Source organism: Nitrospira sp. BLG_1, assembly GCF_047338595.1.
In the GTDB taxonomy this organism is placed as follows: Bacteria; Nitrospirota; Nitrospiria; order Nitrospirales; family Nitrospiraceae; genus Nitrospira_D.
This window is the reverse complement of record NZ_JBLFBO010000064.1, coordinates 1-11,732: the sequence shown is the minus strand read 5'-3', so window position 1 is coordinate 11,732 and position 11,732 is coordinate 1. Positions and strand designations below refer to the sequence as shown.

The 11,732-nt window shown below is 56.3% G+C and carries 7 protein-coding genes; all 7 read right to left on the bottom strand.

Annotation, left to right across the window (positions count from 1 at the left end; translation table 11 throughout):
* Positions 1-329: 329 nt before the first annotated feature.
* Positions 330-977, bottom strand: a complete 648-nt coding sequence (locus ACMTNU_RS19220) for a response regulator (RefSeq protein WP_413936905.1) — start codon at positions 975-977, stop codon at positions 330-332.
* Entirely contained in the window at positions 974-2,059 is a 1,086-nt protein-coding gene (locus ACMTNU_RS19215) for a sensor histidine kinase (protein WP_413936904.1), read from the bottom strand. The genes ACMTNU_RS19220 and ACMTNU_RS19215 overlap by 4 nt, the downstream gene beginning before the upstream one ends.
* Before the next feature lie 195 nt (positions 2,060-2,254).
* On the bottom strand, positions 2,255-3,628 hold the full coding sequence (locus tag ACMTNU_RS19210) for a TolC family protein (protein ID WP_413936903.1): 1,374 nt from the start codon (positions 3,626-3,628) through the stop codon (positions 2,255-2,257).
* Between the two features lie 127 nt (positions 3,629-3,755).
* Positions 3,756-5,150 carry an HlyD family type I secretion periplasmic adaptor subunit gene (locus ACMTNU_RS19205; RefSeq protein ID WP_413936902.1) on the bottom strand — a complete coding sequence of 465 codons (1,395 nt, stop codon included), beginning with the start codon at positions 5,148-5,150 and terminating at the stop codon, positions 3,756-3,758.
* A gap of 138 nt (positions 5,151-5,288) precedes the next feature.
* Positions 5,289-7,472 (bottom strand): type I secretion system permease/ATPase, encoded by a 2,184-nt coding sequence (locus ACMTNU_RS19200; protein ID WP_413936901.1) that lies wholly within the window; start codon positions 7,470-7,472, stop codon positions 5,289-5,291.
* 365 nt (positions 7,473-7,837) lie between these two features.
* Positions 7,838-9,982, bottom strand: coding sequence for a YncE family protein (locus ACMTNU_RS19195; RefSeq protein ID WP_413936900.1), 2,145 nt, complete (start codon positions 9,980-9,982; stop codon positions 7,838-7,840).
* A 58-nt stretch (positions 9,983-10,040) separates the two neighbouring features.
* On the bottom strand, positions 10,041-11,732 hold a 1,692-nt coding region (locus ACMTNU_RS19190), incomplete at its 5' end, for a multicopper oxidase family protein (RefSeq protein ID WP_413936899.1).

Below are 11,732 nucleotides of genomic sequence, written 5' to 3'. Positions count from 1 at the left end.
GCTTCGAATCGTACCACTGCGAGACGTCATAGCCCCGCTCACTTGATGCTGCCATGATGTGACCTCCTCGTTTGATCATTTGCATCTGTAGGCCGAGACGTTCCACGTGGCATGCCCATTGACGAAGGCCCGATCCGAAGTGTCAACATCACCACAACCTCAGATCTCCTCCATATGGTGCCACCACAAACCTCCTTTCGTAGGATCCATCGTCAGCCTACTGTTAGTTGTAGCAAGATCCCAGGGCCTGTACCATGAGGCACATGCCTAAAGTCGCAAGGGAAATTCCACTGGAAGGGATGAGCGAAGAAATGAAGCCAGACAGACTACTACTCGGAGGAGGACGTGAGACCGTGGGCAAGCGCGTACTTTGTCAGTTCAGCGGTGGTATGGAGGCCAAGCTGCTCCATCAGCTTGGCCTTGTGATACTCGACCGTCTTGGGAGAGAGCCCCAGCGTGGACGCGATTTCCTTGAGTGTCAACCCCTCCGCCACCAGCTGCAAGATCTCTCGCTGTCGTATCGGCAGACGGTCCTGGCCGTCGGCCCCCGATGCCGTGTCGGCGATTGCGGCTTGGACCAGATCCTTGGCAATCAACGACGTGATGTAATAATTGTCGTTCTTCACCGCATCAATGGCCTGTAACAGCTCCGATCCCGCCGACCGCTTCAGCAGATAGGCTGAGGCGCCAGCCTTGAAGGCTTGAGTGACATAGTCCTGATCCGCATGAACCGTCACAAAAATCAATCGTGGTTGGGGAATCATCTTTCGCAACCGACGTGCTGCATCAAGGCCGTTCAGTTTGGGCATGGAAATATCCAGAACCACAATGTCCGGCTGCAAACGCTTCGCCGCGTCAAGTAATGCCCGACCATCTTCTACGGAACCTACGACCTGACAATGCTCTTCAAGCAGCTTTTTGAATCCTTCCAGGACTAAGGCATGATCATCGGCTAGGAGCACCCGGGGCTTGCTCATGCACGCTCCTGTTTGAACGGCACCCAGGCACAAATCCGTGTGCCTTCACCCGGTGTCGAGTCTATCGTGAACGACCCGGCAACTAAGGAGACCCGTTCCTTCATACTCAATAACCCGAGGCTTCCTCGCCGACCACCGTCATGATTCATGTCAAATCCAACCCCATCGTCCCGTATCATAAGCTGCAATCCGTCTCGCACTCGCATCAGCTCAACCTGCACGGTGCTTGCCCTGGCATGACGAGTAATATTTGCCAACCCTTCCTGGGTCACACGGTACAAACACGTGACCACGTCCTGCGCCAGGTGCTGCGGGATGTCTTTGCTGATGAACCGGGCATCAAGACCGGTACGGGCCTGAAAATCATCGATGAGGCGACGGAGCGCGATGGACAAACCCAAATCATCCAGGATGGACGGATGAAACTGATAGGCGAGACGGCGCACACCTTCGGATAGTTCGACAATACGATCCTGAATGCTGCGGATCGTTCGGACGGTACCGACGGCCGCGTGTGAGAGCTGCCGTTCCAACATTTCGATGTCGATCGACAAGAGCGCCAGTCGTTGATTGATATCGTCGTGCAGATCACGCGAGATTCGCCGTCGTTCCTCTTCTTGAAGACGAAGCAGTTGGGACGCAAGCAACCGAAGATCCCGCCGATTGGCTTCCAGAGACTGTTCCGTATCAATTCGCTTCGAGACCTCACTGACGAGCGCGTCATTGACAGCCATTAACTCTTCGCTACGCGCATGTAAGCGTGCGGCCCAGCCTTTGTCGAGCCGCTGAAGCTCTTCCTCGCGTTCTCGCCGTTGCAGGAAATACCAAACCGGCACTCCGATCAACGCCATGCCAAAGACCCGAGTGAGGACGGCCTTCCACACTGATTCATCAGAATCTCGCGGTGTGAATTCGCTGACAGTTCCTGGTGCTAACGAGGCAAGATTTTCCAGCTCGAAGGGCGTCGATAGTTGATGAGGAACAAGCGACAGAACATGCCGTGCGACCTCAGTAGGAAAATGGAGGAGCAGTGCGGCGATGCCGGCGGCAAGAATCCCAGCTCGAACTCGGGATATAGACATAGACCACCCCTCTCCGTCAAATTATCCTCCTTCGAAGGTCGATCAATCAAGACACGGCCACCACGACCGGGCGCAGCCCAGGAGCCACCGGGAGCAGATCTTGACGATGCCTTCGGAAATGGACTCTTCCACAACGGGCGCATCAGGCCCCTCACATCCGTCGCCATACAGAGCCGATAATCAGACAGGGATCGGCTAATTCAATGCCTGCAGACTCCCGGTCGAGCGGGCCAGATTGACGCGGGCGGCGTTGAGTTGAAAGAGAGCGTTGACAAGATTTTCTCGTGCGCGGGCGATAGCCGAGAGTCCATTCGTCAACTCAAAGTGGCTGGCGGAAGTGATGACGGCATAGCGTTCCCGGGCCAGATCGAGCTCCCTCATCGCCATCTGAAGACCGGCTTGAGCGATCCCCACCTGTTCCTTCGCCGCCGTCATCGACGCGAGTGCATCATGAACTTCCATAGTCACTTGGTTGAGCACTGACTTCATCCGGAGTGCCTCTTGCTGCCACTGACTTCGTGCTTGCGCGATGCGCCCTTCACGTTGCGCGCCATCGAAGATGGGAATCTGAAGAATCAACGCCATACTGTAGGTATCGAGGGTATTCGTCCAGCGATTGCCCACCAGCCCGTAGTCGCCCTGTGCGACCAGTGACGGGACCCGCTCCCCCGTCATAGAGGCATACATCAATTCGGATGCTCTGACGCGAGTATACTGCGCCTGCACCTCGGGACGTTGACCGAGCGCATCCTCGACCGCCTTCTGCGACAGTGGAAGCTCCGGCACATCCGTGAGCCACTGATCGGTCAGCACCACAGCACTGGTCGTTGGTAATGCGAGCAGATTGATCAGGCTCAATTTGGCATGGTCGAGCTCGTACCCTGCCGAGGAACTCTGCTGCCGCTCCGCCGCCAGTTGGGCTTCCAGCCGCGCAATATCGAGCCCGGTGGCCAGGCCTCCACGCTGCCGCTGTCGAATCGTTCCAAGTAACTCCTTCATGATCTGCTGATTCGACTCATGCGCCTTGATCAAGGCCATGGCTTTCAGCCCTTCCATGTAGGCCAGGGCCACGCTGGCCATCGTATCGAACTTCTTGGCTTCCGCCTCCTGTTCAGTCATATGTAACGATTCTCGTGAAGCCCGCCACCGCTGAATCAAGCTGAGACTGAACAGATTTTGCGTCGCACTGATCCGGGCGTCGAAAATGCTGAAGGGATCGGTGCGCACGGGAGACAGACCGATGGTCCCGAGAAATTGAGTCCGCCTGCTCTGCCGGACATCGGCGGACAGATTAGGCAACAAGGCTCCCAACTGTGTCTGCACCCGGCCTTTCGCTTCTTGAACCCGCTCCCTGTGCAACAGGATATCCGGATTATTGTCTACTGCGGCCGACAAGGCGTCGCGCAACGTCAACGAGAGGGTCGGCAACGGTATCGGCTGACCAGAAGTCCCCTCATCCCTCCCCCAAGCCGAACTCGTCGTGGCCACAAGGGCGAGCATGACGACGGCCATCACTCCACGTCGCTCACCGAGACAGGGTTTCTCTTGTACCCCCCTCTCTCCCTTCACCGTTCACCTCTCACGTTTCACTTCTTCTCTTCCTCTCCATCACGGATTTCCTACGTTTCACGCTTCAGGCTTCACTTCCTCCCCCTTGCCCCTCACACCCCTGACGCCTCACGTTTGGCGCTCTTGCTTATCGCTCCCTCAGACTCTCCTGTGCCGATTTGAGTAAGGGGCTCAGCAAATACTCGATGATCCGTCGCTGGCCGGTCTTGATCTCAACCGTGACCGCCATACCCGGAGATAGGTTCATCCGATTGCCGTCGACGTGGACCGTCGATCGGTCCATACTGACTCTCGTGAGGTAGACAAGTCCGACCTTTTCAAGAGGCGCGGCATCGTGAGACACGGTCAAGACATGGCCTGGAATCGTTCCGTATAGAGTGAACGGAAACGTTTCGATCTTGATCTCGACCGACTGCCCTTCTTGCACAAAGCCGACATCTTTGTTTTCCACCTGCGCCTCGACTTCTACCTGATGTTCACGCGGCACCACGATAAGCAACTGCTGAGCCGGCGTCACGACACCGCCGACGGTATGAACTGTGAGCTGTTGCACCACTCCGTCAATCGGGGACATCAGCCGTTGCAGACCGGCTTTTTGACCTGCCTTCGTCACCTCTTGCGAGAGCGAGGCCGCCTTGGTTTCCAACACCGACAGCTCGGCCTGCTTGTTCTGTTGGAATTCCGACACCATGGCGCGATAGTGTTGTTCCGCCTCAGCGAGTGCCGCCCGATCTTGGGCCAACTTCTTTTTCTGTGCGGCCAATTCCTGAGCCTTGTCGATCCGCTGCCCTTCAGCCTGGAGAAAATCCATCTTCGTCACGGCCTCATGTTCGAGCAACTTCTTGTAGGCCTCAGCCCGCTCCACCTCCATCGGCACCGTCGCCTCTAAGCGGACAATATTTTCTTTGGTTTGCTCCAGCGCAGCCTGGCGTTGATCGACAAGGTGTTGGGCTGCGGCTACCTTGGCCTGGTACTCCGCGAGCTGATCACGCAACAACTGTTGCTGCAACAGGACATACGTGCGATCGGCATCAGCCGGAGCATCGAAGGTGGCCTGGCCTTTAATGAGAGCCCGTAGCCGAGCAGCGTCCACATTCGCTGCCTGCTGTTCATTCGAGGCCCGATCACGGTCGGCGCGATTGAGCGTCGCATCCAACTCGATCAGTAGATCCCCTTGCTTCACCGCCTGTCCATCCTGCACATGAATGGCAGCGATCACGCCGGTTTCATAAGGTTGGACGATCTTGGAGTAGCCGCTGGGGATGATCTTGCCCTGTGCGATGGCGATAATGTCGATCCGGCCGAATGAGGCCCACAACACCGCTGCAGTGAAGGCTGCCGCGATCGTCCAGATGAGTGCACGACCGATCGGCGAGGGAGGGACTTGCTGGATTTCTAAGACCGCCGGCAGAAACTCTGCAGCACGCCCACTCGGAGCGACCGTGCCGGACATCTGGCGCGATTCTGCCTGCCAAGCGGCCCTCCACACCGTCCACTGTCGTGACAGCACACCGAACGCCATGTGACCTCAGAGTTGCATTTCGCGTTTCAGGTTTCACGTTACGGGTGACGACAAACAGCCCATCGCTTCATCGACGAAACCAGACACCCACAACACGAAACTTCTTCCGTTTACCGTTTACCCTTCACCCCTTACGTTTCACCTTTGGCCACCGGCCTGATGAGCATGCAATCGCGCATACACGCCGCCGATGCTGAGCAGATGGTCATGCGCTCCCTGCTCGACAATCTCGCCTCGTTCCACAACATAGATACGATGAGCCGCCCGCACCGTGCTCAGTCGATGAGCAATCATCACAATCGTTCGGCCCTTGGCGATCTCCACCATGTTCCGCTGGATCACCGCTTCGGATTCGTAATCCAACGCGCTGGTCGCCTCATCGAAAATAAGAATACGGGGATTCGCGACCAACGCCCGAGCGATAGCGATCCGCTGGCGCTGCCCACCCGACAAGGTGCAGCCATGCTCACCGATCACCGTGTCGTACCCATCCGATAATTCCAGGATAAATTCATGGGCGCCGGCCAACTTCGCCGCATGAATCACCTGCTCCATCGACAGACCGGGATCCGTCAGTGCAATATTGCTCCGCACCGAACCATTGAAGAGGAAGTTCTCTTGCAGCACGACCCCCACTTGTCGTCGGAGCCAGGCCGGATCGACCTGAGCAAGATCAACGCCATCGACAAGGATCCGTCCCCGCTCCGGCACATACAGTCGTTGTAAGAGCTTCGCGATCGTACTTTTTCCCGAACCGGACCGGCCGACGACCCCGATCATCTGGCCCGGCTCAATACGACAAGAAAGTTTCCGAATGACCTCCGGACCGTCCGGTCGATACCGAAAGGTCACCTCGTCAAATTGCACCAGCCCTGTGACCTGAGGCAGCGTCGTCCGGTTCGGATTGTAGGATGGCTCAGGCTGCGTATTGAGCACATCGCCCAACCGCTCGACTGAAATACCGACCTGTTGAAATTCCTGCCAGAGATTGACCAGCCGTAGAATCGGACCCGTCACCTGGGCCGCCAGCATGTTGAACGCGATCAACTGGCCGATACTGAGATCGCCGCCGATGACACGATAGGCTCCGAGCCACAGCACGGCCACCGTGGTAATCTTCTGCACGGCAGTCGCGGCCTGACCGGCAATCGTCATCACGCTCGTCGCACGGAAGCTCGCTTGCACATAGCCGGCCAGCTGCTCTTCCCATTTCCGCACAAGCGGCGGTTCCACTGCCATGGCCTTCACGGTTTGAATCCCGCTGACAGCTTCCACCAAGAACGCTTGATTCTCCGCGCCCCGATTGAACTTCTCATGCAACCGAGCCCTGATCGCCGGCGTAATCGCCACGGACAACAGCGCATAGATCGGCAATGACGCCATCACCACGAGCGTGAGGGTCGAACTGTAGAACCACATCACGGCTAAAAACACGACGGTAAAGAGCACATCAAGCACCACCGTGATCGAGTGGCTGGTCAAGAATTGACGGATGTGCTCCAACTCCCTGACCCGTGCCACCGTATCGCCGATGCGCCTCGCCTCAAAATAGGAAAGAGGCAGCGCTAGGACATGACGGAAGAGTTGTGCACCCAGGCTGACATCGATCCGATTCGTGGTATGGGCAAACAGGTAGGTCCGAAGTCCGCCTAAGAGCGCCTCAAATATCGCGAGCGTGATCATCCCGATCGCCAACACATGGAGCGTGGTAAACCCCTTGTGTACGAGCACCTTATCGATGACCACCTGCGTAAAGAGCGGCGTCAGCAGAGCAAAGAGCTGTAGGAAGAAGGACGCAAGCAGGACTTCGCCGAACAGCGTGCGGTACTTGACGATCGCCGGGATGAACCAGGTGAAGTCAAACTTGAAGTCTTGGAACCGGACATGGGCCCGCTTTGTACAGAGCAACAATTCGCCGGTCCACATCCCTTCAAACTGAGATCGTTCGAACAGGAGGGGGCGTCCTTCAACGGGATCCTGAACCAGCACCCTCTCCCCTTCGAGTTTGGCCACGACGAGATAGCGTCCGTCCGTTCGTTTGGCGATAGCCGGCAAGGGCATCCCGGGCAGTTTGTTCCACTTCGTCTTCACTAACCCAGCTTTTAACCCGAGATGTTTGGCGGCACGAAGGAGATCCGTATCGGAGAGCATCTGTCCAGATTGGGCAAACTGATGCCGTAGCTGAGCGCCGTCGGCGGGGAGATCATGAAATCGAGCAAGGATCAGGAGGCAGATCAGGCCGGTATCTGTTTCAAGGAGAGCACTGGCAGCATGTTCGGTATCCAGTGGAGACGAGAGAACCCGCGCAGCATCGGCTGACATCCAGCCATCTTAGGATAGCGTCGCCTGATGGCCAAACGTTTTCAAGGATTGGAACAGATGCACAGTAGGTGATTTCGCTGAGCCAGGCACTCTTGCAGTTCCATCAGCACTCAGCCGTAGCACACAATCCGAGATCGAGACATTCAGCTTTCAGGCAGAGCCATGAGTCCGCATTAGGGAATCACGTTGTGGTCCGCCAGGACCCGCAGCGGTCAGCACGGCGACAGCCCACAACGAACCCCGCCCCTTTACCATTCCGAGCCCTCAATCTGACAATCTACCAGACAACCGAGTATATCGGCCTTCCAGCGATCCGCGTGGTACATCCCGCCTGGATTTCTCCCAGGCGGGATGTACTCATCGTCCTACTGCACCGGTCGGGGATTTTTCTGTTTCGAAGTCAGCTGCTTTTTCCAGTTATTGCAGTCTCTGCCCTTGCAGTTCTCAACCCATTGCTGCACCCAGCCATTGTAGACGTTCGGAACAGCCAGGACACCCTGCCCACCCATGCCCTTATTGCCGATTACCGTATCGTCCTGGACAGTCGACGCCGACCCAGCTAGCAACACACGCCCGACAATCTTCGCATCGCTCGGATCGCCGTTCCGGTCTGGATCCGGATCCACGATGATCATCGCGTTACTGAATTTGTTGGCGACATAGGCATAGTATTGGCCATACGGATTCTTATCGCCAGGCGGCAATGCTTTGGCGCCATATTGCACGCCATGGCAACCTGGATCACAAGCCATACCATTCTTATCCACCGGCATCGCTACAATCGTATCTTCCTTCGGATTGACACTACCGTTCGGCAGTAGATGCCGGGTATCAACGACGGTAATGGTACCCGTCAAGGTATTGGCCGTGACCATATTGGTTCCGTCCGGACTCACCGGCGTCTGAATCGGTAAGGCGCCGACAAGCGAACAATCTTTACCCGGTATTCCAGGCGCTTGGTATAATAGGTCGCCAGGGCAACCTCCAACTGGATCATACTTTTCAATCAAATTAATCTTCTTGATCTCTGTATTGCTGTTGTTCGCCATATTCATAACCGATATGGTGCTGTCAAGAAAATTGGCCACGTAGTACTTACTCGAATCTGGCATCATTCCCGTGGCAATTGGCACAGCTCCCGTAGGAATGGTGGCTTCGATTGCACCGGCTTGAAAATTATAGACCGTCGACGTATTGACGTTTTCGTTGGGGGTTACCATCTCATTCCCGGTCGAACTCATCCAATGACCATGAGGATGGGTGGCGTGAATAATGTCGGAGTTATCCACCGGTGAATTCGTCATCGGGATGTCCCGAAGAAATTGATTTGGACTTGCACCACCTGAGCCAGCCAGATCGTTAAACTCCCGCACGTTATTGCCACCGTTCTGCGCCACATGCACGAGGTCGTTATTGGCTCTCGTCATCACGTGGGAGGGAGCGGGACCCGCGTTCAGTTCACGGATGAACTCGCCGGTCTTTCTGTCAAACACCGCTAATCGCTCGTCGAACCATTGCGTCTGATAGATGACATTCTGATCTCTATCCGTCCACATGTTGTGGGGATGGTTCATGTTAGTCGCCGGGAGTGCCACCTTCTTCGTGAGCTTCCAGTCCGCTCCATTGACGGCCGTCGCCGCTCCAGGCTTTGACTTCCCCGCCGTCAATTCAAACTGGGTGTTGACCCAAATTTCACCAATAGCTGGTATAGTCGGGTTATGCAATTGAGCCGCTGGATTGACTGCGGCCGTCTGCAAGAGCGTATTGAGATTCGCAACCGGAACCATAGGCGGAGGACTCTGCGGATCCGGCCTCGCAGCATAGGCAATCACTGGAACAGGAGGATAGCTTGGTTGCCAGCTGGATTTACTGTAATCCTTCCAATTATTCGGGTCCGTAATCATGAAAGCGGTTTTCACCAGGCGGAGCGCCAAATCGCTGGCTGTCGGAATCTCAATACCGTTTACCAGTGTAATCGTTTCGCCGAGATCTAACCCTAAACTGGGGACTAGGTTAGATGGATCATCCACGACCGTGGCGGGATCATCTACGATGACTATCGCAAACATGTAGACATGGATGTCACAGATAAAAACGTACAAGCCTGGCTTATGCAATTGCACGGTAGCCACGCCCCCCGGTGCCGGGTTGAGAAAATCGATGGCTGCCTTGAATGGGTGGGTGGCGAATGGCAGGTTATCATCGTGTGTGGCACCCGTCGGCCAGAGCAAGCTCAGCGCCGTATGGATGGTGCTGGCTTCTCCGCTAAACGAGGGAAACCCCACCGTTTCATGAGGGGCAATGACGGCGAGGGACCTCTGCTGAGCTCCCCCAATGGATCCAGGCACACACCCGATCGATGTCGAGTTGCCTGTGTTCGAACAGGTAAAAAAGTTTCCCGGCCTGTCTCCAGCCTCGAAGGAGACGGTCGGTGCAGCCTGGACTGCGCCAGCCGAGCCCCACCCCACCAGCATACTGAGTGCGGCCACTAAGAGATGTCGTGTTTTCATAGAGCCTTCCTTTACGGTTTCAAGCGTTTCATCTGTGTTGATACTTGGCGTTTTCGTTTCAGTGGACGTGAAGCTCCGACATCATGCCGAACGTGGCATGAGGAAGGATGTGACAATGGAACAGCCACCGGCCCAGTCCTCCCCCTACCGGCTTGTTCTTCGTCGGCCGATCGTCCAAGGAAACCCGAAACGTGAAGGTATAATTTGCAGGCACATCCATGATGTCCCGAAACTCATGGTACGGGAAGTTGTAGTCCGGTCCGGTTGTGCCTGCTCGCGGGTTCAGGCTCTTCGGCTGAAATGAAAATCCATGCAAATGAAACGGATGGTGCGCCCCCGTCGTATTGATCACCGTCAGCTCCAGCGTGTTCTCGAGAGTTGCATGACGGGCTGAGGCTAGAAAAAAAGGATTGCCACCGCTGGCGACACCATCTTTCCCAAGGCCTGTGAAGTCTCTCGGCATCGGGACCCCGTCAATCGACGCCTGAAACGCGCCGTTGTTGGCCCAGAACGTCAGCTGGATGTCTTTATTCGTCGACCCGTCTTCGCCCTTGGAAGGGGCAATCAGATTATCTGGTGCTGCACCGAGGACCTTGACCGACGCTCCCACCTTTGCAAGCAGAGGATCCCCCGCCTTTTTTACCAACGACGTAGATGTGACCGGGCTACCACCAACTTTCAGATGCGCCACCGGCACCGTCGGAGTCCAAGAGTATGTGGCTGCCACCCGCTCGAAATCCTCCGTCCAGAGGGTCAGAACGCCTGTGGCGTCCTCCGGAATCGCCGCCACCACATCCGCGCGGCCAGCCGGCGGGAGCAAGATCTCTCCCTCTCCATACTTAAAATCAAACCCATTAGGAGTAGCCCCCCCCTCGAGCACCGCATGATCGAGCAATCCCCCTTCTCCACCGATTCGAAGCAAATTGACTGGCGCCCCACTACTGGTCGTCAACCGAAGGCGCATGTAACGGACCGGCGAGGGATTCACGATCTGCAATCGCAGTCCCTGACCTGCCTGGACTTCAAGTGCATTTGCCAACACACTGGATGAAGGATCAGCTGGGGTACTAGGAGTCCCTCCTCTCGCATCAACCTGCACGCCGTTGGTCAAGACCGTAAACCCTTCACTCATACGACCAGTCAAGCTGGGAGCTTGAATGTTCGGAACGTCTCCGGCCTGGTAGAGACTCGGTGTATACACTCCATTGGCATCCCGCGGCTCCAGTTCACAGAGGATGAGCGGAGACTGATTCAAATCATCATTTGAGTAGTTGATCTCCCACGCCTCAACGCCACTAACGTGCGGCAGATCACCGGCAAATGTGGCCGGGTTAGTCCCAGTTCCTGGAGTGTTGCAGACCGTGATGTCGCTGAGCACCAGCGTCAGCGTCTTGGTTGGCTCTGCCGACGGGATCACGCCACTATCCCGGAGCTGCGCTTCATGCCCCTGATTATCTTGAACAATGATCGACCCGTAGAGTCCTTTGGCCACTTGGTTGGTCGAGGAGTGGTGGTGCGGGTGGTACCAGAAGATCCCCGGCCGGGTGACGGTGAAATCGTAGTCGAACTTCCCCCCTTTGGGAGCCACTGCAGACTGCGTCACCTCCGTGCCATCACTGGCATTATTCAACTCGATGCCATGCCAGTGAATACCCGACACATTCGCTTCTGGATCCAAACCCGACTTCTCGAGGTTATTCACAAAATGCACGATGACCCGGTCTCCCACCTTGAGCCGAAACTCCGGACC

Coding starts and splice junctions, on each gene's coding strand:
- ACMTNU_RS19220 (WP_413936905.1), bottom strand. CDS start 977: ATGAGCAAGCCCCGGGTGCTCCTAGCCGATGATCATGCCTTAGTCCTG.
- ACMTNU_RS19215 (WP_413936904.1), bottom strand. CDS start 2,059: ATGTCTATATCCCGAGTTCGAGCTGGGATTCTTGCCGCCGGCATCGCC.
- ACMTNU_RS19205 (WP_413936902.1), bottom strand. CDS start 5,150: ATGGCGTTCGGTGTGCTGTCACGACAGTGGACGGTGTGGAGGGCCGCT.
- ACMTNU_RS19200 (WP_413936901.1), bottom strand. CDS start 7,472: ATGTCAGCCGATGCTGCGCGGGTTCTCTCGTCTCCACTGGATACCGAA.
- ACMTNU_RS19195 (WP_413936900.1), bottom strand. CDS start 9,982: ATGAAAACACGACATCTCTTAGTGGCCGCACTCAGTATGCTGGTGGGG.